The following is a 25,617-nucleotide window of genomic DNA, read 5'->3' on the forward strand; positions in this document are numbered from 1 at the left end:
TGAATATAAGTTCTTAGCTCCACCCGGATAGATTTTCCTCCTCCAACCGGCGCACTTTAACATTCACTTCTACCTCATAGTGGCACTGGGACAGAATCTGCGGCCAATCCTGAGAATTCTCCTGCCAAAAGCCAGTATAATGGCGGTACAGCCGCCTACCAAATCCAAAAATATCACAGCCATCCCGTACCGCGCTCTGTTCAATGGCAGAGGCCGCTTCCTCCCGCAAAAGCTGGGCTGCGGCGGCCTCCAAGGCAGGATAGAACTCCCTCTCTTTTTCATGGTTTCCCGCAGCCGCGCTCACATCCGCGTCAATCTGGATAGAGATCTGAAAATCGGGCGCTTCCCTAAGACCCGCCTGAATCTCTCCCTCAACATTGCGCAGGCTTAGGGTGACGGATCCCAGTTGTTCTCCAAAAACTGCCAATTCCCCATGTTCCAGCTTACCCAATGCCGCCAGATACCCCCGTGTCTGCTCCAGAGAGAGAAATCCTTTGATCTGGGTGCCGGAAAAGTATCCGGTAGCCGCCACTTCTACGCCGGAGTCAGTGGCCCGCAATACTGGCAGCACCGGCGATTCGCCCTCACCTTTGGCGCTGTTTACGAAGTCCAGGATATCCACGTCCGCCACTTGGCCGTTATACCGGCCCCCACTGCCCAAAGCCTGGAGCTCCGACATTCTCATCAATTTTCCATCTTTCTCTGAGGACAGTACCTCCTCCGCCGTATTCTCCGCCAAAAAGAGTTTTACGGCTGGCCTAGTGTTATAGTAGCGCACAAAAAAATCCAGACATTGATCCAGTCCTCTTTGGGCGCACTCCATGCCGAATACCACCAGATAATTGTGGGCGTAAAAGGGGTCGCGTCCGGTAGAAAGCGACAGGCTGGACAGAGCCTCCAGTACGGTGGAGCCTTGGCAGACAAACAGCTCTTCTCCCTCATCCTCCGCTGAGATAGAGGACCGCACGGTTACCCGGTAGTTTTGCCCGTCCCAATCTACGCCGATCCCATGGATGAGCACTCTCTCGTAAAGTTCAGGATATCCGCAGCCGCTGAACATCCCAACCAATACCAGAACCATCCCACCCAGAAAGATTCTTTTCCACAGCTTCATTTGCCCCTCCTCTTTCTTCCCAATGCTCCCGCCGCCCAGATTATCAGCGGTATTGCTCCACCGCTGATTACTGTGCACCAGAACAGAAATTTCGTATCCAAAAACCATCGCTGCATTCGGGACTGGCCGGCGATGGCCAAAGCCAATACCAAAACAGCCACGCCAGTGGCCCAAAGAGCCCATTTGGGCTCTTTTCTTTTCGTCAAGGCGGAAAAGCATACCCGGCAAGCATAGAGATCGCAGGCCAATTTAATCACCAATCCCATCATCCAGACGCCGGTAAACACCGCGTCCAGCCTTTGCAGGGAACGTACTTCCGTAATGGAGGCCAGCACATAGACCGGGAAGTTCTGGGTGTAGGCGTACCGTCCCAAGCACCCCACGATCAGCAGCACCGTCACCCCTACGAAAAGGGAGGTTCCCGCCATCCAGCCAAAAAAACCCAGCTTCTTCCGGCCCTTTACCTGGGGCAGCAGAACCGCCATGTCCGCGAAAATAGACGTCCTGGCTAAAAACAGCACCACCCCTTGCCCCGTCTGAGAAAGCCCCCCACAGAACAGCGGCTCCAGATTGTCCAAGGAAAAGCGCCTGGCCACAATGGAAAACACCAGCCCGCAGCCCAGCAGGAGCACCACGAATACACAGGTAGCGCACCGCGCCACGGTTTCAATCCCCCGCATGGCTCCGTATAGAGCCACACCCACCAGGGCTGTAATCACCATTCCCGCTGAGAATCCAGGATTCACCGTGTCCATGAGAAAGATCTGGAACAGCGCCAGGGAGGTTCCTCCTACTAGCACAAAATACAGCCCATAGCAGATTGGCACGAGCCTTCCGGCCCAGCCCATGTTCTCCATGGCCAACTCCGGCACACCTCTTTCTCCGCTACGTCCCAGGGCCATCCAGATTGGGACGGCCAGAACCGCCCCTATAGCCATGGCAATCAGATAGGAAAAAATGGTGTCCAGCATATTCTCTCCCCCAGTATAGTGGGCATTGAGAGCAATGGTCACCACCACCCGGGACACAAACATGGCGATAAAAAACTGGGCTGAGCTAATCTTTGTCCGCTCCATGGCAATCATTCTCCTATCTCCCGGCTGCCGGGCATATCCTGTACCTTGGCGTTCCCCTTTGCCAGCCGCCGCCAGCCAGCCCGAACCAGTACATCCCGAAAGGCCAGCCGTCTGTTATAAGGGGCCACCGGAGAAAGCAGGGGCACCCCGAAGCTATCCGTTCCGCACAGGTCCATAAGCAGCAGTACCAGACCAATCATCACACCCCATACCCCTAAGAAATTTCCTGCCAGCAAAAATGCCAGCCGCAGCAGGGCCAGGGGTTCATATAGCCTGGGTACCGCATAGCCGGCGATAGCGGTCAGGGCCACCACCATCAGAGATGGGGCGCTCACCAGCCCTGAGGACACGGCGGTGTCTCCGATGACCAGCCCGCCCACAATGCTCACCGTAGTGGAAAGGGACCGGGGCGCCCGCAGGCCCGCTTCCCGCAGCACCTCATAGAGAAAATACAGAATCAAGGTTTCCGCCATCACCGGAAAGGGGGTCTGGGCTTCGGATTCCGCGATTTTCAGCAGCAGGGCCTCAGGAAGCATCTCAGGGTGATGGGTAGCGATGGCCACGTAAAGTCCTGGCAGAAAGGCGCTGAGAAAAAAAGACGCGTATTTCAACCAGCGGATGAAGGTACCGTAAAAGGGTCGGGTGAGGTAGTCATCCAGTGTTTGAAAGTTCTCCACAAAGAGGAAAGGAACCAGAATGGCACTGGGAGTTCCCTCGACCAAAATGGCGATCCGGCCCTCTTCAATTTTTCCGCAGACCACATCGGGGCGTTCCGTCATGCCGACTCCGCTGAACACGCCCCCTCGTTCTAAAAAGCTCACCAGATACCCCGCGCCCAAGGCGGTATCCAGATCATAAGATTTCAGCCTCCGGCGGACCTGCTCCAGAATCTGCGGGCTGGCAACGCCTTCTAGATAGCACAGAGCCAAGGGCGTGCGGCTTTGGCCTCCGACCTCCGCCTTTTCAAATTTCAGAGCGGCGGTTTTCATTCTTCTCCGGATCATGGAGATATTATTCTGGTAGCTTTCTGTGAAGCCATCCTTGGCTCCCCGCTGCATCACCTCATTTTGAGGCTCATCCGGGCCCCGGGTTTCGAATCCCTGCACCCCGAATACCAAGGCCTCCGGACATCCGTCCAGGCAGAGCACCGCAAAGCCGCTCATAAGCAGAACCAGAATCTGGTCCATCCTGGCCTCCCGCTTCTGCTCCATTGTGCCCAATACGGCCTTCTCGATATAGTTCAGCCGGGCGGATCCATCGCCAGGGATGCTTCCCGCCTCCATCAGCGGGTTTAAGATACTGAGGGTGATGATCTGCTTGCTTACTAATCCATCCAGAGCAAATAATGCGGCTTTTCCTCCCCCGACTTCCAAATCACGAGCCATAAAGTCCATGGCATTCTCAAATTTTTTTTGGAGATACCGTTTGGTTTCCTCCAAATTTGCGGAAATTATCTCCACCCATCCCGCCTCCAATCCAACAAATCATGAGCATAGTGTTGACGGAACCCGCCCGTTTATGCGGATAAACCTGGGAAAGCGAGTGATAATAGGGGCAGAGAATTCAAAAATCAGTGGAAAGAGGGATTCGATGATAGTTTCTCTGGTGCGGACTTTGATCATGTACGGAGCAATTCTAATCAGCGTGCGGCTGATGGGAAAGCGGCAGATTAGCCAACTGCAAACCTCCGAGCTGGTGGTAACCCTTCTGATCTCCGAGCTGGCGGTCATGCCCATCCAACAGCACGACGATCCCCTGTGGAACGGCTTGATTCCCATGGTGGTTCTGGTTGCCTGCGAAATTATTATTTCGCTGTTCATGCTGAAAAGCGGCAAATTCCGGCAGGCGGTGGTTGGTAATCCCATTATTGTGATAGAAAACGGGAAAGTCCTGGAAAACCAGATGCGCCGTCTGCGCCTAAGCACTGAGGACCTCTTTGAAGAACTCCGCCGGGCAGGAGCTTTCGCCCTGGAGGACGTGGCCTATGCCATTGTGGAAACCAACGGCCAGATGAGCGTTTTAAAAAAATCTTCGGCAGACTATCTTACCCCAAAACAAGCCGGTGTAAAAGCACCGCAGGAGGCTTTGGAAGTGGTGGTGGTCAGCGACGGCCGCATTTCCCAGAACTCCCTGAAGCTCTGCGGCCACGACCCCGCCTGGCTGCGGGAGCAGCTGAAAAATCAGGGCGCCGAGCTTTCCGAGGTGTTTATTATGACGGTTCGTACAGACGGCAAGCAGCAGATTATTAAAAAGTCACCGAAACCTCAAAAGTAGACCTTCTTTCCCATTGCGCGGCCGTCGATTTTTCAGTATAATACAGTTATTCTATTGGCAGGAGGCGGCGGTAATGGAGCAAAAAGACCTGGACGAGACGCTCGCTCAAATGTGGGAAATATTGAAGAAGCTGGGAATTCCCGTGTCTAAAAAAATCCAGCCTGTGCTTAAAATAAACACCCGGGCCAAGAGACGGCTAGGGTGCTGCTTTTTTCAAAACGGTGAATATTCCATTGAGATTTCTTCCATTCTGACGGAAGATGAACCTCTCCTGCGCCAGACTCTGGCTCACGAGCTCCTGCACACCTGCCCTGGCTGCCGGAATCATGGCGAACGGTGGAAAGCTTACGCCCAGATCGTGAACCAAAGCCTGGACTATGAGATCAGCCGCACGGTGCAAATGCAGGAACTTCCCCTACCTCTGCGCCGGGAAGAGGTGAAATATGTTCTGGAATGTGAAAGCTGTGGAGCTCATATCCAGCGCAAACGTCTGTCCAAGGCAGTGAAGTACCCCTGGCGCTACCGCTGCCCCTGCGGGGGAAAACTGAAACGTATTCAATAGGCCTAGTCAGTCGGGAGAACGCTTGACATTTTTGGGGGAATCAGGTAGAATAAAGGTAATTTCTCCTTTCCCGTTTTTGTGCAATTTAATTCAATGAAAGAATCCATACAAAATTTGCTAATATAAAAGGAATTTTACGATGAAAAAAATCTTTGGATTATTGTGTGTGCTTTGCGCAGCAGCCCTACTTTCCGGCTGTTCCACCCCGGATTCCTTGCAGCTGGACCTCTCCCAGGGTTGCGGCGCACAAGTCAAACTGCTGCATCTGAATGCCAGAACAGAAGCTAAGCGCCAGCGGATTGAGGAATTCGCCTCTATCCTGGAAAACGCCCAGCCCTTGGAAAAGGATCTCTCCTTATTTGCCTATTACCCTGATTACCTGATGGAGATTACCCGGGACGGGCAGAAAACCAGCGCTATTGTGGACCTCAATGGAGACTTTGTGGACTTCCGCTATCCCGATGATGACACTGTCTACCGCTCTTCCATGAGTGTCCAGGAGCTGAAAAAGCTCCTCCACCAGCACTCATAATTTCACAGAGGACTCTCCTTGAATCGTGAGTGGGCCATCCATATCCAGCTGTTCCCCTCTAGTCAGGATGAATTTGGAAGATCCCGCCCTCTACAACTGCCTTGAGAGCAGACATTATATGATATGGTCATCGGAACATAAATATTTGGCAGATATCATCCCTAAAATCAGGGGAGCGATATCTGCCTTGTCTTATGCCGCGAAGATTCATTTATGGTATGGGCCCGCCTCCCACAAGACAGGAAATTAGACCCGACTGGCCCATTCCCGGTAAAAACTCAGCTTTTCTATCGTAATCCGGGGCCGCCACCAAGCCCGCGCCTGTTGAAACTCCTTCTCATAGGGTGTGTACCACTGCCAAGGAATATCAAAGCCTCCGTCCTCCATTTGCAGCCTGTCCAGCACAGCCAGTTCCGCTCGAATTTGAGGCACCAGGCTCTCTGGGAGAAATTCTCCAGGGAAGGTAGATGGTGTTGGCACATACTCCACTCCATATTTGGAAACGTCTGTGCAGACGGCCTTCTGCACACATATCTGAATGGCTTGCCGGGCATGGTCAAAATCCACAATTTCCTCTACTCCTGATTGTTTCAGCAATCCGTAGGCCAGGATGAAGCATTTCAAAGTGTTATCATCCCTCTCCTTCTCCAACTCCTGAAACGCCTTTTGCACCTGCCCCCGCCAGGGTTCTCCCTCTCCCATGCACACAAGAAAAGCCGCCAAAGACACTCCTGGATTCCAGGTGACCTCGTCATCCTCTTGTCTCTCCCACCAGATGGCATGCGGATAATCCTTATTGCTGTCAATGGAGCCAGGCCAAAGCAACTTCTCCGGGTCCACGGAGGATTTCAAATATTGCGCCATACCCCGAGCCATATCTTCGGCTTCCTTTAGAGCTCCGGCTTCAAATAGATGGAATAGCGCGTTGTTTGTGGTCATAGGGCTGGAATTGGGATTCCAGTTGTCAGGTTCTAGGGCGTGTCCAAAACCTCCATCTGGATTCTGGAAAGGCTTTAATGCCTGGATCACCGCATCTACTGATCCATTTTGAAATTGGCGCTGAAACTTTGCCAGTTCCACAGGCCGGGCATTCTCCAGGATGAATTGTTCCGCTTTTTTCACATTCATAATACTTTTCGTCTCTCCGTTTTCTTTAATTCTTGCCCTAGAATCTTATGGACTTTTGTTCCAGAACCTGGGGAAGCATCTCTTCTACCAAAGCACCATTTCTGAAACAATCCTTGATACGACACGTTTTCATTATTATACCATACATTTTAGCTCGTTTCAACATATTGCCCTTCATGGAATCAATCATTTTGTAGGTTTATCAAATAAATTAGACGATGAATTGGGAGGGAGAAAACCAGTTAAGAGGTCTCATCGGTAAGTTGTTGGCGTGGCAGTTGGTGAACTCAAAACCATTATCGATCTGGACGCACTCTGCCTTTATTCCCCTGCGGAAATACCGCTTCACCAGGCGTTTGAGGAAGTCGGCGGAAGAGTAAGTGAACTGCTTAGGATAAGCCGCCAGGAAACGGAGCCTGGAAAATTCGTCAATGGCAGTATAGTATATTGAAGCAGGCATAGCTCTGGGTCGGCGATATAAGCTCTGGGGACCACTTTCACATCTACCTGGATACGCTCTCTGAGATAGATCATCTTCTCGTAGGGCTTCTGGCCAATTTGTATTGTACTCCTACACGCTTGGACACTCCCTGCTTTTTAGAATGCTTGACAATTCCCATATCTTGTGCTATGATATTACCGCAAAATCACACGTCGGAAGTTCGGCTCTGGTCCACTGCTTCCCCCCGCGCATTTTTGGGGGTGGTTCTGGTTAACCCGAAGAAACTTCCGGCGGAGGAAAAACCAGGAGGTAATATTAAATGGCAGTAGTATCTATGAAGCAGCTGCTGGAGGCCGGCGTTCATTTTGGCCATCAGACCCGCCGCTGGAACCCCAAAATGGCCCCCTATATCTTCACGGAGCGCAATGGCATCTACATTATTGACTTGCAGAAAACCGTGCGGAAGCTGGAAGAGGCCTATAATTTTGTCCGCGACCTGTCCGCCGAGGGTAAGAGCCTGCTCTTCGTAGGCACCAAAAAACAGGCCCAGGAGTCTGTGAAAGAAGAAGCCGTCCGCGCTGGAGCTTACTATGTAAACGCCCGCTGGTTGGGCGGTATGCTTACCAACTTCTCCACCATTCGCACCCGGATCCAGCGCCTTGCGCAGCTGCGGAAAATGGAAGAGGATGGAACTTTCGAGCTGCTTCCCAAGAAAGAAGTAACCAAGCTCCAGCTGGAAATTGAAAAACTGGAAAAATACCTGGGCGGTATCAAAGAGATGAAGTCCTATCCCGGAGCTTTGTTCATTGTGGACCCCCGAAAGGAGCGTATTGCGGTTTCCGAGGCCCGTAAACTTCAGATCCCCATTGTTGCCATTGTGGATACCAATTGCGATCCAGATGAGATCGATTATGTGATCCCCGGCAACGACGATGCCATTCGCGCGGTCAAACTCATTGCCAGCGCTATGGCCGATGCCGTTATTGAAGGCCGTGAGGGCCAGATGGGCGCCGCAGCCCGCCAAGAGCCTGAAGAGGCAGAGACCGCTGAGGAAAATACTGAGGAATAACCAGTCACGCTGTTTCAGCACAGCATAGGGCGCTTCCGGTGTTTGGGGGAAGATTTTTAAGCCTTTAACGGCCTAAGGATCTATTCCAGAGCAATATTATGCTAAAGCGTGCCTGTCTGGCCAGTGCAAACAGATGATACCATAACGAAGGGAAGAGATTAACATGAATTTTACCGCCAAGGATGTAGCCGCTCTCCGGGAGAAAACCGGCTGCGGCATGATGGACTGCAAGAAGGCCCTCACCGAGGCCGGCGGCGACATGGAAAAGGCCATTGACCTGCTGCGGGAGAAGGGCTTGGCCGCTTCTGTGAAAAAGGCCGGGCGTATCGCTGCCGAGGGTGTAGCTTTTGCCGAAGTAAGCGAGTGCGGCAAAGTAGCGGTAGCTATTGAGGTAAACGCCGAGACTGACTTCGTAGCCAAGAACGCCGAATTCCAGGCGTTTGTCAAGACTTGCGCTGACACTGTGATCTATGAGAACCCCGCCGACCTGGACGCTCTTCTGGCCGCCAAGGCCCATGGCAGTGACATGACCGTGGACGCCCTGCTGAAGGACAAGATCCTCACTATCGGCGAGAACATCAAGGTCCGCCGTTTTGCCCGGTACGAGGGAGTCGTCACCTCCTATGTCCACGCCGGAGGACGCATCGGCGTCATTGTGAAGTTCGATGTGGACGACGCCGTGGCCGCCACCGAGGGCTTTAAGACCTATGCCCACAACGTGGCTATGCAGATCGCCGCCCTGAACCCCGAGTATCTGGATGAGGCCTCCGTGCCCGCCGAGCGGGTGGAGAAGGAGAAGGAGATTCTCACCCAGCAGATTGTGGACGAGGGCAAGCCCGCCAACATCGCGGAGAAGATCGTGGCTGGCCGTCTGGGCAAGTTCTTCAAGGAGATCTGCCTTGTGGATCAGGCCTATGTGCAGGACGGCAATATGACCGTGAAGCAGTATACCGAGAGCGTTGGCAAGGAACTGGGCGGCAGCATCAAGATCGCTGCGTTCACCCGCTTTGAGAAGGGCGAAGGCCTGGAGAAGCGTGAGGACAATTTCGCGGAAGAGATTGCCAGCATGGTGAAATAAAAACTGAACAGGCAAATTCCTGGGGCGGTCGTCCCAGGAAAGCAGGCGCCCTCTGAAAAGTGGTTTCTTTTCAGAGGGCTGCGTTTTATGGGGCTGAATTGTATTTTTTTGAGTAATAGAAGGCCTTCGCCGCAAAGGGCGCGGCTACGGCAAGGTCGTGGGACGCTGTCCCACACCCTGCCAGGGGCCTAACGCCCCTGGACCGCGCAATGTGTTTCACTGGGGCGCACACCGCTAACCAGGGTAAAAGTTTGGTGGGGTTTGGGGCAACGCCCCAAGGTCTTGCCGAAGGGCCGTCCTTTGGCCCGAAGGCCTTTCACTACTTCAAAAAACACGCTTTAGACTATACATAAACAGACGTGGAATCGATTGGGAGGCAACGTTGATGAACAGGCGGGAGCTCATTTCTATCGGGGTTTTGACTTTGCTGATTACGTGCATGGAGATCACGGGCATTCCAAGCGCGTTTTTTGTGGAGATCCATCTTGCGGACATAGAGCCTTTCTATTTCACGCTGATGGTCAATTTCCTGATCATCGGACTCTTCGCCTTCCTGTATCTGAGAACGCTGTGTCCTCAGTGGAGGCTGGGGTTCACAAAAACCGGGCTGGCCGCAGGGCTGAAACAGTATGGAGCCATGGGAGCGGCGGCCGCGGTCGTGGGATTCGCGGCGTTTTATCTGGGCCTGTCGCCCTTTGACCGCCAGCCCTCCATCGGGAAAGTGCTGGTGGAAGGCATCCTGTACTATGTGGGCGTCGCGATCATCGAGGAGCTCTATGTGCGGGGCCTCTTGCTGAACCTGATGGAGAGGCTGTTTGCCAAGAGAAAAAACAGCGCTCTGCTTGCCGTGGCGCTGTCGTCGGTGGTCTTTGGGCTGGGGCATGTGTTCGGCGTGCTGGGCCAGCCGCCCCTGGTGATCGTGAGCAAAATCCTCTGGACCGTGGGCATGGGCCTGTTTTTCGGGATGGCGTATCGGAAAACCGGGAACCTGTGGGTGCCGGTTCTCCTGCATTTCTGGGTGGATGTTGGCGCTCTGCCATATTGCTTTTCCAGCGTCAGCGGATACGCCAACGTAACCCTATGGATTGTGGTACCCCTGTACGTCTTTTTAGGAATCTACAGTGTTGTTGAGATGAAGCGGAGAGCGTGAACGCCCCCGTTTCGATTCCCCAAAGGAGGCTGTGATGGACACCTGTTACCCTTACTACGAACTGTATCTCCGGTGCTTTCCGGAATTTCCCGTGACCTACCGGACCTTTCTCCAGACCCTGCGGCCGGAGAGGGGGCAGATTTTCGCCCAGTGGGACCGGGGCGCTCTCGCTGGCTATGCCCTGGCCCACGGCAGCTCTATGGCCATGCTCTGCGTGGAGGAGTCCCACCGCCGGCAGGGGATGGGAAACTGGCTGATGGCTCAAGCGGAGGCAGCCGCCTGCAGGCAGAGTGAGCCCCGGATGTCTCTGGGACAGGGGGCCCACTACCTGTTCCAGGGCGTGCCCGAGGGTCCGGCTGTGGACTTTTTCCGGGAGCGGGGCTACCGCGCCCAGTGGTCCAGCGTGAACATGTCCCTCTCCCTGGGAGGGTTTTCCCTGGAAAAGCTGGACATTCCCCCCGGGCCGGAAGGGCTCTCCTATCGCTTCGCGGAGGCCGGCGATCGGGAAGCCCTGCTGGCTGCGGTCAAGGAGGCAAAATCCACTTGGACCAGCATTTTCGAGACCTGCCAGGACCCGGTGCTCCTGGCAGTCCTAGAGGGAGAGATCGCCGGGTTCCTGATTTTGGACCCGGAGGGAGGCCATTTCTCCGCCCCCCCCCCCCCGCCAGAGGGTGGGCAGCATCGGCTGCGTGGGGGTGGTCCCCGACCGGCGGGAGCAGGGCGTCGGCCTGCGGATGGTGGCTCACGGGGCGGACTGGCTCAAATCCCAGGGCTCCACCCAGGCGGAGCTGCGGTATACCTGGCTGGAGAGCTGGTACGGCAGGCTGGGCTTTTCCACCACGTGTCGCCAGTGGATGGCAGAAAAGAATCTCTAAGCGTCCATTTATAAACAGACTCTAAGCCTCCTCCCAATTCTCCTCCAGCCAAGCCAGTAGCCCCTCCATTCCCTCTTCGCTCAGGGGAAAATCCTTCTCCGCCCTCTCCCCTGCCCGCTCAAAGCATTTATCCTCCTTCCAGCACCAGGCCAACAGCAGCTGGTTTTCCTTATCAGGATTCACCCGATAGCGCAAAAGGTGGCTCCCCTCTGTCCGGCTCCCGGCAAAGTCATTTCCCTCTTGAAAAAAAATCAGCTTCCGCATGTCAAACATCATGATCTTCCTTTCCGCCGGCATACCTCCGGCCCCGCCCCGCATATTCTGGTACTACCAAATTACCGGAAATGAGGCGGTCTTTATGCTTCTCTACACTGTTCAGTCTGGGGAATCCCTCTACCAAATCGCCCGCCGCTTTGGCGTTCCGCCTCAGCGAATCATCCTAGATAACGGCCTCGCCAATCCCCAAAATCTGCCTGTAGGCCTTCATCTTCTGCTGCTTACCCCCGCCGTCACCTATACTGTCCGGCAGGGAGATACTCTCTCTGCCATTGCGGAGCGATTCGGCGTGACTGTGGTGGTCCTGCTGCAAAACAATCCACAACTCATTCTCTCCCCCACCCTTCAGGTAGGCCAGGAAATCGTTATCGGCTTTACCGCCGGAAAGCGCCGCCAGGTGGCCATCAACGGCTACGCCTACGATTTTATCCAGCCGGACACCCTCCGGCGGGCGCTGCCCTACCTCACCTATCTCACCATCTTCGGCTACGGCTTCACCCCCGAGGGGCGGCTGATCCCCCCGGCGGACGGCCCCCTTCTGGAACTGGCCCGGCAGTATCAGGCCGTGCCGGTGATGCTGCTCTCCTCCATCACCGGAAGCGGGAATTTCAGTCCCCAGCTGGCCAGCCAGCTCTTTCAAGATGCTGTCCTGCAAAACCGGGTACTGGCCAATCTGCTGGCTGTTATGGACCAGAAAGGTTATAGGGGCCTGGATATCGACTTTGAGTTCATTGTGGAGGAGGACGCGGAAGCCTACCTGCGCTTTCTGGAAAACGCCGCCTCCCAGCTGCACGCCCGAGGGTACTTCCTCCATGTGGACCTAGCCCCCAAAACCTCCGGCGAACAGAAAGGTCTGCTCTACGAGGCCCACGACTATGAGTCCATCGGAGCCATCGCGGATTTCGTGCTGATGATGACCTACGAGTGGGGCTACACCTACGGCCCGCCCATGGCGGTGGCCCCCCTCAATCAGGTGCGCCGGGTGGTGGAGTACGGCGCGTCTGTGGTTCCCCGGGAGAAGATCTTCATGGGCCTGCCCAACTACGGCTACGACTGGATCCTTCCCTTCCAGCGGGGGATCACCCGTGCCACAGCCATCGGCAACCAGTACGCGGTGGAGATCGCCCAGCGCCAGGGCGCGGCCATCCAGTTCGACACCGCCGCTCAGTCCCCCTGGTTCAGCTATAGCAGGGACGGCCTGGACCACGTGGTCTGGTTCGAGGACGTAGCCAGCGTAGAGCAGAAATACAACCTGATGGACGAATTCTCCCTTTTGGGCGGGGGCTACTGGAACGTGATGCGCCCCTTCCAGCAGAACTGGTCCTTCCTGGCCGCCCGGTATAATATTGAGAAAAAGTAATTTGGGAGTAATATAGGGCCTCCGGCGGCGGGAGACTTGGCAAAGCCAAGTCTCCCGCCGCCGGAGGCAAGGCCGTGGGGCTCCGCGCCCCACACCCCCGCCAGCTTAAGACCAGCTGGACCGGCCAATGCACACGGCGCGAAGAATGGCAAGATGTTATGGCTGGGTTTCGCCGTGTGTCATGAGTTTTGTTTCACAAAACTCTGCCAAGCTGATTACAAAGCGCACATAACTGACCAGGGAAAAAGTTTTGTCCACTTTTTCAAAAGTGGCGGGGTTTTCAGGGGTGGAACCCCTGAACCGCCGGAGGCCGTAAACATCGTCCTAAAAACACGCGTTTTGGACACTCCGGTACAGGTAGGCCCGGCCCTGATTCCCGATCCGCTCCACGGCCCCCAGCTCACGGGCCGCGCTCAGGGCCAGGGAGCCGTTCATGGGGGAGAAATGCCCGCAGGCCCGGAACTCCTTGGAGGTGAACGCCTCCGGTAGGTCCGGGGGCAGCAGACGGGGGAATTCCTCCGGGCCCCGGGCCCAGACCTCCTCCAGCAGGCGCACAGGCATCCGCTCCCACCGGGTGTAGCCCCGGCGGCCCCGGCCGTCCTTCAGGCGGTACTCCTCCACCTCCAGCAGCATGGCGCACAGGGTCAGCCCAGGCTCTTTCAGCAGGTCCCGGATGGAATAGAGCTCCGTGAGCATCTCCCAGGCCCCGCCGGTCTTGGGGCTTCTCCGCCGGCGGGACTGGCTTCCGTCCGGTCCCACGGAGATCAGCCATTTCACCGCCGCCACCGGGTACACCAGGGCCACGGGGTAGTGGGGCAAAAAGAACTCCAGCTTCTCCCGCAGCCGGCCGAAGCCCGCTGTCTGGATCTCCGTGATCCCGGCCTCGTTGACGATGTCCGCCACGTACCGGCCCACCAGCACCTCCCGGCAGGCCTCCCGTGGCTCCAGATACCGCTTCAGCGCCGCATGGAGGGATTTCTCCCCCAAAGCGCCGATGCCCGCCGGGCGGGTCCCCTCGGACAGCACCTCCCGGCAGGCCTCCAGAAACCGGCTCTCATCCATGGCTTTCTTTTTGTGTGGAGACGCGGTATAGCCGGGCGAAATTCTCAAACAGGATCCCGCGGTTTTCGGCCTGTGTCAGGCCCAGGGCAAAGAGGGCCCGCAGCTCCGGCCCGGCGGGCCACATGGGGAAGTCCGTGCCGAACATCACCCGGTCCGCCCCGAACAGGGCGATGCTCTCCAGCGCCTCCTCCTCTGAGAGAAAGGGGAAGGAGCTGGAGGTGTCCACGTACACGCCGGAGCCCCGAAGGCACTCCCGGGCGGCCTTCCACTCCGTGTAGCCCCCCAGATGCGCCGCCACACAGGTGAGGCCCGGCAGCTTCTGGAGCACCCGGGCCAGCTGTCGGGGGGAGGAGAAATTCTTCCGGCTGTCCCCGGTGTGGAAGAGAATGGGCAGGCCCCGGCACTCCGCCGCCCGGTAGAAGGGCAGCATCTTCGGGTCGTCGATGGCGAACTCCTGGAAGTCCGGGTGGAGCTTGATCCCCCGGAGGCCCTGGCGCTGGATGTCGTCCAGCTCCCCCTCGATGTCCTCCACGTCCGGATGCCACGCCCCAAGGCCCACAAACTGGGGGTACTCCCGGCAGGCGCTCTCGATGAAGCCGTTGATGGAGCGGACCTGCTCCACCTTTGTGGCCACGGAGCACACCAGGAACCGGTCCAGGCCCGCCTGGGCCCCGGCCTCCGCCAGAACCCCCGGCGTGCCCACATAGCGCATGGCGAGGTCGTAGAACCGCCCCACGGAGGCGGTGGCCTTTTCCGCGATCTTTTCCGGATAGATATGGGCGTGGGCGTCCGCCGCCAGATAGCTCGCCCCGTTATGAATCACTGGCAATTTCCTCATTCCTTTCTTCCCGGCGCCGGTCCCGCTGGACCTTGGAGTAGACGCAGCCGCAGTAGTCCTGGCGGTACAGGCCGTACTGCCGGGACAGCAGGATGGAGCGCTTGTAGCCCTCCCGCTTCTTGAAGTCCGCGGGCAGGTGCCGGACCCCGAATTCCGCCGCCAGCTCCTCCCCGATCCGGTTCAGGGCCCCGGCGTTTTTCAGGGGGCTGATGCTCAGGGTAGTGGTGAAGTAGTCCATGCCGTGGTCCCGGGCGGCCAGGGCGGCCTCCCGCAGGCGCAGGCGGTAGCAGGCCATACACCGGGCCCCGCCCTCGGGCTCCGCCTCCAGGCCCTGGGCCATTTGGGCGAACTCCTCCCCCCGGTACTCGCAGGGCAGTAGCTCCACCGGCCGGGGCAGGGGCAGCTCCCGGAGAAGCCGCCGCAGCTCGTTAAGGCGCTTCTCGTACTCCTCCTGGGGGGCAATATTGGGGTTATAGTAGAGCAGGTAGACGCGGAAATGGGGGGCCAGGTATTCCAGCACGGCGCTGGAGCAGGGGGCGCAACAGGCGTGCAGGAGGAGCTTGGGGGCGGTATCCCCCAGCCCGGCGATGAGCCCCTCCAGCTCCCTGGAATAATTTCGTTTTTTCTCCATGGCGCGCCCTCCTTCTTTAATATGGGAATTATAACACAAAGCCGGAAAAATTTCAACAGGGGTAGGGCCAAACACTCCCCTTGACTTCTCCCCGCAAACCGGGTATGATATTAAGAAAGGCGCTTCGAAACCGGTAAATTGAGCCAGTGGCGTTTGCCATAGAGTATCTCACCAGGAAAGGACTGGCCCGTATGGACCTCTCGATTTTGCTCTCCAACCCCCTGATCAATATCAGCGTGATCTCCTGGGCCGCCGCCCAAGCTCTGAAAACCCTGGTGGACGCGGTAAAGCACAAGCAGTTCGACCGCCACCGGTTGGCCGGGGCCGGAGGAATGCCTAGCTCTCACTCGGCGGTGACCTGCTCCGTGCTGCTCACCTCCTACTATCTTTACGGCTTTAACTCTCCCATCTTTGCCCTCAGCTTTGTGTTGGCCCTCATCGTCATGTACGATGCCACAGGCGTGCGCTGGGCCGCCGGGCTTCATGCCCGGGCCATCAACCATATTGTGGAGTTTCTGGAACAGGAAGACGCCACGGAGGGCCGACAGGCTTTACGGGAGCTGATCCCCAAGCTGAACGAGTCCCTGGGCCATCGGGTACGGGAGGCCATCTGTGGAGCTGGACTGGGATTTCTCATCGCGGTCATCGCCCATATCATCCGCAGGGGCGGAATTTCCTGGTTTTAGATTCTGGGGCTTCGGCCCCTTTTCTCATGCCTATTTTGTCTCTGCCTCTACCAGAATAAACAACTGCTGCTCTTCTCCCATCAGCCGCAGAGCCTCCAAGTCCTCCTCTTCCAGCACCGGATTCATCCTGACGGCAGAGTAGGCGGGAGGCGTTTCCCTTCCAGGCAAAAGAATGTCCTCCGTGCGGTTATTTTGGTAGCACAGGTACTCCCCCCGGCGAATCCAGCCGTCCGGGCTCTTTTCCCCTTGGACGCCTGCTTCCACGAAGTTCCCTGCCTCCAGATTTCCCGCCTCCAGCACGGGCTTTCCGCCCAGCTGTGCTGTACAGAGCCGGATCCGCAGGCTGCACCCTGCTTGTCCGCTGTTGCGGAAGGCCACGCCCCCTTGGGCCAGCTCCCCTGGCAGCAGCACCGGGTCCGCCTCTCCATCCTCCCCACTCAAGGAGATCACTTCCAGCTTTACCGGGGCTTCCTGGGGCTTGAGCAAAAAAACGGCTCCCCATACCGCAGCCAGCAGCATCAGTCCGGCTGCGGCCAACAGCCCCCCCCGCCTCATGGCTTTTCCCCCAGGCGGAAGCTCTCTCCAATAGCCCGGCCTGTCTGGTTCACGGTAAATTCCGCCATGGCTTCGGACAAATCCGGATCCACGGTGTCATTCTCCCGGCACACGCCCAAGAGGCATTCCACCGCCTCCGGCTGAGCTCCCCCTTCTGGCACAGAAACCCTATACACGCCAAAAGGCAGGCCGGTAAATTCCGCCTCTAGCCGGGGCGAACCACCCTGGGGATCCGCCTCTGCCCAAGCCCGACGGAATAAGGTCAAATCCTGGCTCTCCAGCTGGAACAGAACCGAATGCCCTGCCTGTACCGGAAATCCCACACCCCGCACCCGCACCGTGCCGCTGACCACCCGCACCCGGTAAGTAAGATTGGCCCAGCTGTCTTTGCCATCCTCTCGATGGAGCACTGCGGAAAGCTGATAATCCGTATCCTCCCGGGGCCGCTCTCTGCCTAGATCTTCCAGAGTCATACGTCCTCCCGGGCCCATCCACCAGCACTCCATCTCTCCTGTCTCTTCCGGAAATTCCTTTCGCAGGCGCTCTTCCAGTGTCTCGCCTTCTATCCGCAAAGGCGCGGCCTCTCCCAGAAACACTGTTTCCTCCCAAAGAGGCTCTTCCTCCCCAAAAGCCTCCAGCACCGGCCCACCTATACAGACTGCTGCCGCCAGTAGCAGGGCCCCGGCGGTTCTCTTCCATGTTTTGAAACGCTCCCAATTCACGGCAATTCTCCTTTCACTTCTATTGATTTAGGCAGTATCTGCAGAGCTTCCTGTGGGAATTTTCCGGGCCATTTTACCGGCTCTCGGGTCCCAAAATCGCGGATGTTTTTCCACACTCCAAAGCCCTGTGTAAACACCGGCGCAGACGCCGCCTAATTGACTTTGGGTACAAGTTACCATGTTTGGGCCGGAAATTTTGTCACAGTCTGGAGGCGCTTGCAAGTTTCTTAAATTTGGGGTATAATGAGACACAGTACCCGCCTACTCTTCCATCAAAGCCAGCGCCGCTGTGTCATTATATGGGATTTCCCAGGCAAAGGTGTCCGGCCCCATTTTCAGTGCGCTCAGGTGATAAATTTCATTGTAGCATATGGGATACCCTCTGATGGCGGAGACTGCTCCATATCATGAAAAATGTGTTCTGAAAGCCATAACCTAGGAAAGGCGGGACGACCATGCCCCGGAAACTGTTAACGGTAGCCCCTAACGACGCGGGCCAGCGCCTGGACAAGTTCCTCACCAAAACTTATCCCAATCTGCCCCCTACCGTGCTCTACAAGTGCATCCGCACCAAGGACGTGCGCCTAAACGGAGCCCGGTGTAAACCGGAAAGCCGCCTTGCCGTCGGGGACCAGCTCTCCCTCTTCTGGCAGGAGGATTTCTTCCAGCAGTCCCCCAAGGACTACGACTTCCTCAAGGCCCCAAAAAAGCTGGACATCGTCTACGAGGACAGCCAGATTCTGCTGTTGGACAAGCGGCCCGGCCTCATCGTTCACCCGGACGAGAACTATCACTTCGACTCCCTCATCGCCCGGATCCAGCGCTACCTCTACGAAAAGGGCGAGTACCGCCCCCAGGAGGAGAACTCCTTCTCCCCGGCCCTGGTGAACCGCATTGACCGGAACACCGGAGGCATTGTCATGGCGGCGAAAACCGCCGCCGCCCTGCGGGTTCTCAACCAGAAGGTCAAGGACCGGGAACTGGACAAGCGCTACCTCTGCGTGGTCTGCGGCAGGATGCGGGAGGCGTCCGCCCTGCTCACCGGCTACCTTGTGAAAAACGAGGCCCAGAACCGGGTCTACGTGAGCAAAAAGCCCAGCCCGGGGGCCAAGACCATCCGCACCGGGTACCGGGTCCTGGAGGAACGGGGGGACTACTCCCTCCTGGAGGTGGAGCTCCTCACCGGGCGCACCCACCAGATCCGGGCCCATCTGGCGGCCATCGGCCACCCCCTGGCCGGAGACGGGAAATATGGCCGGAACGCCCTGAACAAGCCCTCCGGCTTCCCCTATCAGGCCCTGTACTCCTACAAGCTGCGGTTCGCCTTCACCACCCCGGCGGAGGAGCTGGACTACCTGAACGGTCAGGAATTCCAGGCGGAAAACGTCTGGTTTCTGGAGGAATTCCGCCGCTTTCCCAAAAATTTCCACGAGAGGAAGGATCCCCATGCTCCGCGCTGAAATCACCCCCTATCTCCCAGAGGAGACCCGCGCCCTGCGGCAGGCCGTCTTTATGGATGAGCAGGGCTTTTCCTATGAGTTCGACGAGACAGACCTGGCCGCCCTGCACATCACCCTCTATGAGGACGGCGATGCTGTGGCCTGTTGTCGGATCTTCCCGGAGGGGCCCCGGCGCTGGCATGTGGGCCGGGTGGCGGTCCGCCAGGACTGCCGGGGGCGGAACCTGGGGGCCCTGGTGATGGCGGAGGCGGAAAAAGCTGCCGCTATCCGGGGCGGGGAAACTATTGTCCTCTCTGCCCAGGTGCGGGCATCGGGCTTCTACCGGAAGCTGGGCTACGCCCAGGAGGGGGAAGAATACCTGGACGAGCACTGCCCCCACATCCACATGAAAAAAGAGATCAGGGCTGGTTTGAAAATAGAGGAAATAAAAACAAAGGAATGAACTGTATGCGCGTAATTCACCTGATCGGCGGCGGCGACACCGGCGGCGCGAAAACCCATGTGCTCCACCTGCTGCGGGAGCTGAACAATTTCATCGACGCCCAGCTGGTGTGCTTCCGCAAGGGGGAGTTCTCCGACGACGCGGCCAAGATGGGCGTGCCCATCCACGTAATCGAGACCGGGGACCCCATCCGTGGGCTGCGGGAGCTGAAAAAGCTGGTAGCCGGGCAGAAGATCGACATCATCCATTGCCACGGGGCCCGGGGCAATCTCATGGGCAACCTGCTCAAGGGCACGGTGAATGCTCCGGTGGTCACCACCGTGCATAGCGACTACAGACTGGACTACCTGGGCAGGCCCGTAGCCCGGCTGAGCTATGGCACCACCAATCTTTGGGCCCTGCGGCGGATGAACTACTATATCGGCGTGTCGGACAACATTACCGACCTGCTTATCCAGCGAAACTTCCCTGCCGACCGCATCGAGAATATCCGAAACGGCATCGACTTCTCCACCCCCATCCAGTGCATTCCCCGGGAGGAGTTCCTCCGGTCCATTGGCCTTGCCGTGGAGCCTGGAGACGTGGTAGCGGGCATTGTGGCCCGGCTCTCCCCGGTAAAAGACATCCCCACCCTGCTGCGGGCCATGCGGCTGGCCTGCGATCAGCAGCCCAACCTGAAGCTGGCCATCGCCGGGGACGGGGAGGAAAAGGAAAATCTGGTGCAGCTGGCCGGGCAGCTGGGCCTTACAGATCGGGTGTGCTTCGCGGGCTGGGTCAAAGACGTAAACTCCTTCTTCAACGCCATCGACATCGCCCTGCTCACCTCCCTCTCCGAGGGCTTCCCCTACTCCCTGACCGAGGGGGCCCGGATGCACAAGGCCACCGTATCCACCGCCGTGGGAGGCATCCCCGCCCTCATCCAAGATGGGGAGACGGGCATCCTCTTCCAGCCCCGGGACCACGAGGCTCTAGCCCACCGCCTGGTGGAGCTGGCCCGAGACGAGCCCCGCCGCCGCCTGCTGGGGGACAAACTCTATGAAAAGGCCCAGGCGGAGTACTCCATTGAGAGCATGGTGCGCCGCCAGCTGGAGATCTACCAGCGCATTCTGGCGGAGGAGGCCCGCAAGGCCGCCCATACTGGCCGGGACGGGGTGGTGATCTGCGGGGCCTATGGCCATGGCAACGCCGGGGATGACGCCATTCTCAAGTCTATCATCCGTTCGGTGCGGGAAACCGACCGCTATGTGCCCCTGACGGTGCTTGCCAAGAACACCCAGAGCATCAAGCAGCGCTACCGGGTGAACTCCATCTATACTTTCAACCTGCCGAAAATCTTGGGGGCCATGGGGAAGTCCCGGCTCTATATCAACGGCGGCGGCACCCTGATCCAGAACGCCACCAGCCACCGCAGCCTCTGGTATTATCTTTTGACCCTCTGGGCCGCCAAGCGCCTGGGCAACAAGGTGGACATGTACGGCTGCGGCATCGGCCCGGTACACGGCAAACGGAACCTGCGGCTGGTCCGCCGGGTGCTGAACAGCTCGGTGGACGTGATCACCCTTCGGGAGCCGGACTCCCTCCGGGAGCTGGACAGCTACGGGGGCACCCGGCCCCACCGGGTCCTCAGCAGTGATCCGGCGCTGATCCTCTCCCCCGCCTCGGAGGAAGAGTGCCAGCGGTTTTTCCGCTCCCAAAATCTGGACCCAGACGGGAAGTATATCTGTTTTTTGCTGCGGACCTGGCGGGGCTTCTCAGAAAAAGCTCCCATTCTGGCAAAATGCGCCCAGCGGGCTCGGATGGAGCTGGGCCTGGAGCCGGTGTTTCTCTCCATCAACGCCTTCCAGGACGAGGCTGCCGCCCAAACAGTGCTGGAATATATGCAGACGCCCGGCATCCTCCTCTCCGGCACGCCCAGCCCCGAGCTGCTAATTTCCATTCTAGGGCACATGAGCGTGGTGGTTTCCATGCGCCTGCACGGGCTGATTTTCTCCTCCTTGAGCGGCGCGCCCCTGGTGGGCGTAAGCTATGATCCAAAGATTGGCTCTTACCTGCGGTATCTGGGCTATGGGAAATATCAAGATCTAGAAAACATGAAGGAAGATTGGCTGTGGAATGCCATCGTGGAAGCCTATGCCCAACTACCCCGCCGGGCGGAGCTGAAGGCCAAAACCCAGCGCCTCATCGCCGTGGAGCGGGAAAATATCGCCGCCGTCAAGGAACTACTGAAGCAATAGATCTCTTGCGGAAAATAGTTATGTGAGTATTCGTGGGCCTTCGGGGGTAATGAAACGGTCTCGCCCGCCGGTTCGGTCGGTTCGTGGCTTAGTCTGCAATACTTGGCTTTGCCAAGTATCCGGCAGAACGCTCACCTCCTACGTACGGCAAGGTCGTGGAGCGCTGCTCCACACCACGCCAGGGGTTACGCTACCCCTGGACCTAGCAATGTGTCTAGCTTTATCGCATACAACTAACCAGGGTAAAAGTTTCGTAGACTTCGCGCAGCGAACGTCTTACTTTTCTCAAAGGAGGCCCACGAATACTCACGCATTTTTCCAAGAACTGCATTTTTTAATAATCACAGGAGGATAACCACATGGAAACTGTTCTGCAGGCTATAAAAGTCAACATCGCCAAGGTCCTGGTGGGCCAGGAGAGGGTGGCGGATCTGATGCTCGCCGCCCTTCTGGCCGGAGGCCATGTGCTGGTGGAGGACGTGCCCGGCATGGGGAAAACTGTCATGGCCCGAGCCCTGGCAAAATCTGTGGGTGCTGACTTCGGCCGGGTGCAGTTCACCCCGGACCTGCTGCCCTCCGACGTGACCGGGCTGAACTTCTTCGACCAGCAGGAGGGGGCCTTCGTGTTCAGCCCGGGGCCGGTGTTCTGCAACATCCTCCTAGCGGACGAGATCAACCGGGCCACCCCCCGGACCCAGTCCAGCCTGCTAGAGTGTATGGCTGAGGGGCAGGTCACAGTGGACGGCGTCACCCGCCGCCTGCCGCCTCCCTTCTTCGTCATCGCCACCCAGAACCCGGTGGAAACCCTGGGTACCTATCCTCTGCCCGAGGCCCAGCTGGACCGCTTCCTCATGCGGATCTCCATGGCGCCCCCCACCCAGGACCAGGAGGTGGCCATCCTGGAACGCTTCCGGGACGCCGAGCCCCTGGAGGAGCTGGAGCCCGTGTGCACTCAGGAGGACATCACGGCCTTGCAGAAAAAATCCCGGGAAATCTTTGTCCACAAGATCCTTTTGGGATACATAGCCGCCCTGGCCCAGGCCTCCCGGGGACGCGGCGGTCTGGAACTGGGGGTAAGTCCCCGGGGCAGCTTGGCGCTGCTGCGGTCCTGCCAGGCCTTTGCCCTGGTTCAGGGCCGGGACTTCGTCACCCCTGAAGATGTCAAGGCCGTGGCGGAGCCTGTGATCGCCCACAGGCTTTCCGTCAGCGGGGCTATGGGTTCTCAGAGCCAGAAGCAGGCAGCTCTGGAGCTGTTGAATTCTGTGCCTGTGCCCACAGAGAACTGGGAAAAATAGCCAGGGCCTCTCCACGCAAGGGAGCCCAGCTGCTGGAGGCGGCTGCGGGCGCCCCGCATTGCGTCCAAACCTATAGATTTTGAGAGTATGTTTTGGCCTCTGGCAGCTGAGGGTTTCACCCTCAGACCCCTGACCAGCTGTAAACTTGGCGTTGCCAAGTTTCGGCCAGCTAGACCGGCCAAAGCCGTCCAGGGTAAAAATTTCGTCCACCTTTTTAAAGGGGGGGGGGACAATCGCCAGTGGCGATTTCCCGTCGCTGACCGAGCCGGCAGGCGAGACTCGAAGCCCCTCCCTGCCGTAGCCACACAGTATTACTCTTAAAAATACATTTTTTGAAAGCGAGGGCATTCAATGGCGCCCATTCTTATCATCTGCGCGGTATTGGCCCTGGGATTCTGGGGACTGCGGATTCTTTATAACCGCTTCTGGCAGCGAGGGCTTGGCTGCCGCATCGCCTTTACCCAGGATTATGCTGTGGAGGGCGACACCTCCACTCTCTCGGAGGTGATCGTCAACCGAAACCTTCTCCCCCTGCCGGTGCTGGAGATCAGCTTCCATATGGACCGGCGACTGCGGTTCGGTGGCGGAGAAAACGCCTCCCTCAGCGACCAGACCTACCGCCGGGACGTGTTTGCCGTCTCCATGCGGCAGAGGATTACCCGCACCCTGGAATTCAAGTGCGCTGGGCGGGGGTATTTCCGGATTGACGAGGCGGGCGTCGCGGCACAGGACCTGTTTCTCACCCGGAAATATCTCTCTTCCCGGTCCCAGAATACGGATTTTTACGTGTTGCCCCGACCGGTTTCCGCCACTCAAATCCAGATTCCCTATTCCCGGATTATGGGTGCGGTGCTCAGCCGCAAGCGGATCTGCGACGATCCCTTCGAGTTTGGCGGGCTTCGAGAGTACTCCCGGGGAGATCCCATGAAGTACATCAATTGGAAAGCCACTGCCCGGGCCGGACAGCTGCTGGTAAACCTTCACGAGTCTACCCTGTCCCAGCGGGTGGTGCTGGCCATCGACATGGAGGTCGGGGGGCATCAAGGGGATTTCCTCAACGAGGCCGGAGTACGGATTGCCTGCACCCTGGCCCGGCGGCTGCTCCGGGAGGGGATTGAGCTTGGGCTCTACAGCAACGGCCACGACGTACAGACCGGCCAGGTCTGGCGGTTGGAATCCGTGGCGGGTGCGGGAAGCCTACTGTTTTTGCAGAAAAAATTGGCTTGCCTGCAATCCGGCCCGGACCTGCCTCCCCTGTGCTCATGCCTGCCTCCATCCGGCTCTGAGTCTGGCGACCTGTTGGTGCTAATCTCACGTAATCTGCGGGGGGACCTGGGCGAGGCCTTCTCCCTGGCCGTGGGCAAAGGGCAGGGGCTGCGGATCATTCCTTGCGGCCTGGGGACTTCCAAAGAAAACAGCCAGGAACTGCTGGGATACCCTAATGTAGAAATCCAGTGGATGGAGTTCTAGGAGAAATTATCATGAAAAAAATCACGCATATTCTCAAAGCCGCGCCCCGGCAATTGGTCTTGCGTTTGCTGGCCCGGTTCCACTGCGGCCTGGTGGCAGGAATCCTCTTTGCCGTCGCATTCAGCTCCATTTCTCTTCTGGGAATTTCCTACGCCTCCCCGGAAAGCGCTTTCTGGCGGGGAATTCTCTTCGCGCTCCCCAGCGCTCTGTGCTTCTACGCCGCAAAACGTCTGCCCGTCATGTGGCAGTTTCTGCTGGCCTCAGCCCTGCTCTGCGGTCTCAGCTGGATTCTCATCGGTCACCCGGGCGGCCCTGTACTGACGGCGCTCATGGCCCTGTTCCGGGCGAAAACCGGATGCAGGAGGCGGAAGGAGGGCCTCCGGTGCGCTCCTTCTTCGACGCACCCACCTACTGGATACTGCTGGTCTTTCTGGGGGCCTTTCTGCTCAGTGCGGGAATGGCTCTCCCCTCTTTACAGCGCCTCTCCCTTTTGGGCGCGGCCCTCTACTTTCTGCTCTGCTTAGGCTTCCGAGGGCTGAGCAGAATCGATGACTACCTCACCCTGAACCAGGACATGCGCAACCTGCCTGCCCGGCGCATTCAACGAATCGCGGGTGGGGCTGTATTTGCCGACCTGCTCTTTTCCGCCGCGCTCCTCTTGCCCCAGGCTTTGGGCAGCTCCGGCGGCTTCCGCATCATTCTGCCGGATTTCAAGGACCGCGGCTCCCACGTATACCGCTTGGCGGAGGACCCTCCCGCCAACAACAGCTATCAGGCACAGATAGATTTTTTGGAAAACCTGGAGCCTGCCTGGCAAATCCCCCCTTTTGTCACCAACCTGATCTTGGGGATTATTCTGGCCGGCCTTCTGGTGGTCGCCATCATCGCAGTGTGGAAGCTCTTCAAGGAATTCGGGCGGAGCTATACCGATGGCAGCCGGGACTTTGTGCAATCCCTCACTAAGGAGGACCAGGACGAGTCAGGCAGCCGAGAGGAAGGGTTTGGAAAAATACGCAGGCCCTCCTTCTGGGACCGCTCTCCCAACGCCGCCATCCGCCGGCGCTACCGCCGCGCCATTGAAAAGTCCAGCCCCCAGCTCCCCTCTCCCAGCCTGACCCCCACTCAGCTGGAAAAGCACGCCGGACTAGAAATTCCGCTGCTCCATAATCTGTATGAGCAGGCCCGTTACGGCGCCCGGTCTTGCACCCCGGAGGATCTACGAAGCCTGCGATAAATTTTTGCAAACTTTGCATTCTTCCCTTGACTTGGACCTTGCTCCATATTGT

The 25,617-nt window shown here is 57.9% G+C and carries 25 protein-coding genes; 15 read left to right on the plus strand and 10 right to left on the minus strand.

Annotation, left to right across the window (positions count from 1 at the left end):
• Nucleotides 1–13 precede the first annotated feature (13 nt).
• Genes D7X94_RS08325 through D7X94_RS08335 form a run of 3 tightly spaced genes read right to left on the minus strand, consistent with a single transcriptional unit; the run spans nucleotide 14 to nucleotide 3,650 of the window.
• Nucleotides 14–1,114 carry a Ger(x)C family spore germination protein gene (locus D7X94_RS08325; protein WP_158590954.1) on the minus strand — a complete coding sequence of 367 codons (1,101 nt, stop codon included), beginning with the start codon at nucleotides 1,112–1,114 and terminating at the stop codon, nucleotides 14–16.
• Complete coding sequence (locus D7X94_RS08330; protein WP_158590955.1) at nucleotides 1,111–2,190, minus strand: GerAB/ArcD/ProY family transporter; 1,080 nt, start codon at nucleotides 2,188–2,190, stop codon at nucleotides 1,111–1,113. The genes D7X94_RS08325 and D7X94_RS08330 overlap by 4 nt, the downstream gene beginning before the upstream one ends.
• 5 nt (nucleotides 2,191–2,195) lie before the next feature.
• Nucleotides 2,196–3,650, minus strand: a complete 1,455-nt coding sequence (locus D7X94_RS08335; RefSeq protein WP_120427267.1) for a spore germination protein — start codon at nucleotides 3,648–3,650, stop codon at nucleotides 2,196–2,198.
• Nucleotides 3,651–3,780: 130 nt separating this feature from the next.
• On the opposite strand from D7X94_RS08335, the gene D7X94_RS08340 reads away from it, so the two are divergent.
• From D7X94_RS08340 to D7X94_RS08350, 3 genes are all read left to right on the plus strand, one after another.
• Nucleotides 3,781–4,464 carry a DUF421 domain-containing protein gene (locus tag D7X94_RS08340; RefSeq protein WP_120427268.1) on the plus strand — a complete coding sequence of 228 codons (684 nt, stop codon included), beginning with the start codon at nucleotides 3,781–3,783 and terminating at the stop codon, nucleotides 4,462–4,464.
• Nucleotides 4,465–4,537: 73 nt separating this feature from the next.
• Complete coding sequence (locus D7X94_RS08345; RefSeq protein WP_120427269.1) at nucleotides 4,538–5,026, plus strand: SprT-like domain-containing protein; 489 nt, start codon at nucleotides 4,538–4,540, stop codon at nucleotides 5,024–5,026.
• Nucleotides 5,027–5,165: 139 nt separating this feature from the next.
• Complete coding sequence (locus tag D7X94_RS08350) at nucleotides 5,166–5,558, plus strand: hypothetical protein (RefSeq protein WP_120427270.1); 393 nt, start codon at nucleotides 5,166–5,168, stop codon at nucleotides 5,556–5,558.
• A gap of 246 nt (nucleotides 5,559–5,804) precedes the next feature.
• On the opposite strand, the gene D7X94_RS08355 is transcribed toward D7X94_RS08350, so the two are convergent.
• Nucleotides 5,805–6,686, minus strand: coding sequence for a hypothetical protein (locus tag D7X94_RS08355; protein WP_120427271.1), 882 nt, complete (start codon nucleotides 6,684–6,686; stop codon nucleotides 5,805–5,807).
• 761 nt (nucleotides 6,687–7,447) lie between these two features.
• On the opposite strand from D7X94_RS08355, the gene rpsB reads away from it, so the two are divergent.
• From rpsB to D7X94_RS08380, 4 genes are all read left to right on the plus strand, one after another.
• Complete coding sequence (gene rpsB / locus D7X94_RS08365) at nucleotides 7,448–8,197, plus strand: 30S ribosomal protein S2 (RefSeq protein ID WP_120427273.1); 750 nt, start codon at nucleotides 7,448–7,450, stop codon at nucleotides 8,195–8,197.
• A gap of 163 nt (nucleotides 8,198–8,360) precedes the next feature.
• On the plus strand, nucleotides 8,361–9,275 hold the full coding sequence (gene tsf / locus D7X94_RS08370; RefSeq protein ID WP_120427274.1) for a translation elongation factor Ts: 915 nt from the start codon (nucleotides 8,361–8,363) through the stop codon (nucleotides 9,273–9,275).
• A 385-nt stretch (nucleotides 9,276–9,660) separates the two neighbouring features.
• Complete coding sequence (locus D7X94_RS08375) at nucleotides 9,661–10,425, plus strand: CPBP family intramembrane glutamic endopeptidase (RefSeq protein WP_120427275.1); 765 nt, start codon at nucleotides 9,661–9,663, stop codon at nucleotides 10,423–10,425.
• 34 nt (nucleotides 10,426–10,459) lie between these two features.
• Nucleotides 10,460–11,314, plus strand: coding sequence for a GNAT family N-acetyltransferase (locus tag D7X94_RS08380; RefSeq protein ID WP_120427276.1), 855 nt, complete (start codon nucleotides 10,460–10,462; stop codon nucleotides 11,312–11,314).
• A 7-nt stretch (nucleotides 11,315–11,321) separates the two neighbouring features.
• On the opposite strand, the gene D7X94_RS08385 is transcribed toward D7X94_RS08380, so the two are convergent.
• On the minus strand, nucleotides 11,322–11,576 hold the full coding sequence (locus D7X94_RS08385; protein ID WP_147401685.1) for a hypothetical protein: 255 nt from the start codon (nucleotides 11,574–11,576) through the stop codon (nucleotides 11,322–11,324).
• Nucleotides 11,577–11,658: 82 nt separating this feature from the next.
• Between D7X94_RS08385 and D7X94_RS08390 the strand changes: the two genes are divergently transcribed.
• Entirely contained in the window at nucleotides 11,659–12,936 is a 1,278-nt protein-coding gene (locus tag D7X94_RS08390; protein WP_158590956.1) for a LysM peptidoglycan-binding domain-containing protein, read from the plus strand.
• A 324-nt stretch (nucleotides 12,937–13,260) separates the two neighbouring features.
• On the opposite strand, the gene D7X94_RS08395 is transcribed toward D7X94_RS08390, so the two are convergent.
• The 3 genes from D7X94_RS08395 to D7X94_RS08405 are packed head-to-tail and all read right to left on the minus strand — an operon-like array spanning nucleotide 13,261 to nucleotide 15,467.
• On the minus strand, nucleotides 13,261–13,998 hold the full coding sequence (locus tag D7X94_RS08395) for a hypothetical protein (RefSeq protein WP_120427279.1): 738 nt from the start codon (nucleotides 13,996–13,998) through the stop codon (nucleotides 13,261–13,263).
• On the minus strand, nucleotides 13,991–14,836 hold the full coding sequence (locus tag D7X94_RS08400) for an amidohydrolase family protein (protein ID WP_120427280.1): 846 nt from the start codon (nucleotides 14,834–14,836) through the stop codon (nucleotides 13,991–13,993). Before D7X94_RS08400 ends, D7X94_RS08395 begins: the two co-directional genes overlap by 8 nt.
• Nucleotides 14,811–15,467, minus strand: coding sequence for an epoxyqueuosine reductase QueH (locus D7X94_RS08405; RefSeq protein ID WP_120427281.1), 657 nt, complete (start codon nucleotides 15,465–15,467; stop codon nucleotides 14,811–14,813). The genes D7X94_RS08400 and D7X94_RS08405 overlap by 26 nt, the downstream gene beginning before the upstream one ends.
• A 191-nt stretch (nucleotides 15,468–15,658) precedes the next feature.
• Between D7X94_RS08405 and D7X94_RS08410 the strand changes: the two genes are divergently transcribed.
• A complete protein-coding gene (locus D7X94_RS08410; protein ID WP_120427282.1) occupies nucleotides 15,659–16,153 on the plus strand; it encodes a divergent PAP2 family protein in 495 nt (164 codons plus the stop codon).
• 30 nt (nucleotides 16,154–16,183) lie between these two features.
• On the opposite strand, the gene D7X94_RS08415 is transcribed toward D7X94_RS08410, so the two are convergent.
• Together D7X94_RS08415 and D7X94_RS08420 are read right to left on the minus strand one after the other, a co-directional pair.
• Nucleotides 16,184–16,708: a hypothetical protein gene (locus tag D7X94_RS08415; RefSeq protein ID WP_120427283.1), complete on the minus strand. Its 525-nt coding sequence runs from the start codon at nucleotides 16,706–16,708 to the stop codon at nucleotides 16,184–16,186.
• Nucleotides 16,705–17,430 (minus strand): hypothetical protein, encoded by a 726-nt coding sequence (locus D7X94_RS08420; RefSeq protein WP_120427284.1) that lies wholly within the window; start codon nucleotides 17,428–17,430, stop codon nucleotides 16,705–16,707. The genes D7X94_RS08415 and D7X94_RS08420 overlap by 4 nt, the downstream gene beginning before the upstream one ends.
• 455 nt (nucleotides 17,431–17,885) lie before the next feature.
• Between D7X94_RS08420 and D7X94_RS08425 the strand changes: the two genes are divergently transcribed.
• From D7X94_RS08425 to D7X94_RS08455, 6 genes are all read left to right on the plus strand, one after another.
• A complete protein-coding gene (locus D7X94_RS08425) occupies nucleotides 17,886–18,890 on the plus strand; it encodes an RluA family pseudouridine synthase (RefSeq protein ID WP_120427285.1) in 1,005 nt (334 codons plus the stop codon).
• Nucleotides 18,877–19,332, plus strand: coding sequence for a GNAT family N-acetyltransferase (locus tag D7X94_RS08430; protein ID WP_120427286.1), 456 nt, complete (start codon nucleotides 18,877–18,879; stop codon nucleotides 19,330–19,332). The genes D7X94_RS08425 and D7X94_RS08430 overlap by 14 nt, the downstream gene beginning before the upstream one ends.
• 5 nt (nucleotides 19,333–19,337) lie before the next feature.
• Nucleotides 19,338–21,566 (plus strand): polysaccharide pyruvyl transferase family protein, encoded by a 2,229-nt coding sequence (locus tag D7X94_RS08435; RefSeq protein WP_158590957.1) that lies wholly within the window; start codon nucleotides 19,338–19,340, stop codon nucleotides 21,564–21,566.
• A 359-nt stretch (nucleotides 21,567–21,925) separates the two neighbouring features.
• On the plus strand, nucleotides 21,926–22,861 hold the full coding sequence (locus D7X94_RS08440) for an AAA family ATPase (protein WP_120427288.1): 936 nt from the start codon (nucleotides 21,926–21,928) through the stop codon (nucleotides 22,859–22,861).
• Nucleotides 22,862–23,212: 351 nt separating this feature from the next.
• Nucleotides 23,213–24,331 (plus strand): DUF58 domain-containing protein, encoded by a 1,119-nt coding sequence (locus D7X94_RS08445; RefSeq protein ID WP_120427289.1) that lies wholly within the window; start codon nucleotides 23,213–23,215, stop codon nucleotides 24,329–24,331.
• Between the two features lie 382 nt (nucleotides 24,332–24,713).
• A complete protein-coding gene (locus D7X94_RS08455; protein WP_147401686.1) occupies nucleotides 24,714–25,565 on the plus strand; it encodes a DUF4129 domain-containing protein in 852 nt (283 codons plus the stop codon).
• Nucleotides 25,566–25,617 lie beyond the last annotated feature (52 nt).

This window comes from Acutalibacter sp. 1XD8-33, assembly GCF_003612555.1.
Classification (GTDB): domain Bacteria; phylum Bacillota; class Clostridia; order Oscillospirales; family Acutalibacteraceae; genus Acutalibacter.

Bases quoted from the DNA above. Each gene is read 5' to 3' on its own strand.
- D7X94_RS08390 (WP_158590956.1), top strand. From the start codon at position 11,659: ATGCTTCTCTACACTGTTCAGTCTGGGGAATCCCTCTACCAAATCGCC.
- D7X94_RS08350 (WP_120427270.1), top strand. From the start codon at position 5,166: ATGAAAAAAATCTTTGGATTATTGTGTGTGCTTTGCGCAGCAGCCCTA.
- D7X94_RS08400 (WP_120427280.1), bottom strand. From the start codon at position 14,836: ATGAGGAAATTGCCAGTGATTCATAACGGGGCGAGCTATCTGGCGGCG.
- D7X94_RS08340 (WP_120427268.1), top strand. From the start codon at position 3,781: ATGATAGTTTCTCTGGTGCGGACTTTGATCATGTACGGAGCAATTCTA.
- D7X94_RS08425 (WP_120427285.1), top strand. From the start codon at position 17,886: ATGCCCCGGAAACTGTTAACGGTAGCCCCTAACGACGCGGGCCAGCGC.
- D7X94_RS08375 (WP_120427275.1), top strand. From the start codon at position 9,661: ATGAACAGGCGGGAGCTCATTTCTATCGGGGTTTTGACTTTGCTGATT.
- D7X94_RS08405 (WP_120427281.1), bottom strand. From the start codon at position 15,467: ATGGAGAAAAAACGAAATTATTCCAGGGAGCTGGAGGGGCTCATCGCC.
- D7X94_RS08330 (WP_158590955.1), bottom strand. From the start codon at position 2,190: ATGGAGCGGACAAAGATTAGCTCAGCCCAGTTTTTTATCGCCATGTTT.
- D7X94_RS08440 (WP_120427288.1), top strand. From the start codon at position 21,926: ATGGAAACTGTTCTGCAGGCTATAAAAGTCAACATCGCCAAGGTCCTG.
- D7X94_RS08435 (WP_158590957.1), top strand. From the start codon at position 19,338: ATGCGCGTAATTCACCTGATCGGCGGCGGCGACACCGGCGGCGCGAAA.
- D7X94_RS08345 (WP_120427269.1), top strand. From the start codon at position 4,538: ATGGAGCAAAAAGACCTGGACGAGACGCTCGCTCAAATGTGGGAAATA.
- rpsB (WP_120427273.1), top strand. From the start codon at position 7,448: ATGGCAGTAGTATCTATGAAGCAGCTGCTGGAGGCCGGCGTTCATTTT.
- D7X94_RS08325 (WP_158590954.1), bottom strand. From the start codon at position 1,114: ATGAAGCTGTGGAAAAGAATCTTTCTGGGTGGGATGGTTCTGGTATTG.
- D7X94_RS08430 (WP_120427286.1), top strand. From the start codon at position 18,877: ATGCTCCGCGCTGAAATCACCCCCTATCTCCCAGAGGAGACCCGCGCC.
- D7X94_RS08395 (WP_120427279.1), bottom strand. From the start codon at position 13,998: ATGGATGAGAGCCGGTTTCTGGAGGCCTGCCGGGAGGTGCTGTCCGAG.
- D7X94_RS08380 (WP_120427276.1), top strand. From the start codon at position 10,460: ATGGACACCTGTTACCCTTACTACGAACTGTATCTCCGGTGCTTTCCG.
- D7X94_RS08445 (WP_120427289.1), top strand. From the start codon at position 23,213: ATGGCGCCCATTCTTATCATCTGCGCGGTATTGGCCCTGGGATTCTGG.
- D7X94_RS08355 (WP_120427271.1), bottom strand. From the start codon at position 6,686: ATGAATGTGAAAAAAGCGGAACAATTCATCCTGGAGAATGCCCGGCCT.
- D7X94_RS08415 (WP_120427283.1), bottom strand. From the start codon at position 16,708: ATGAGGCGGGGGGGGCTGTTGGCCGCAGCCGGACTGATGCTGCTGGCT.
- D7X94_RS08410 (WP_120427282.1), top strand. From the start codon at position 15,659: ATGGACCTCTCGATTTTGCTCTCCAACCCCCTGATCAATATCAGCGTG.
- tsf (WP_120427274.1), top strand. From the start codon at position 8,361: ATGAATTTTACCGCCAAGGATGTAGCCGCTCTCCGGGAGAAAACCGGC.
- D7X94_RS08385 (WP_147401685.1), bottom strand. From the start codon at position 11,576: ATGATGTTTGACATGCGGAAGCTGATTTTTTTTCAAGAGGGAAATGAC.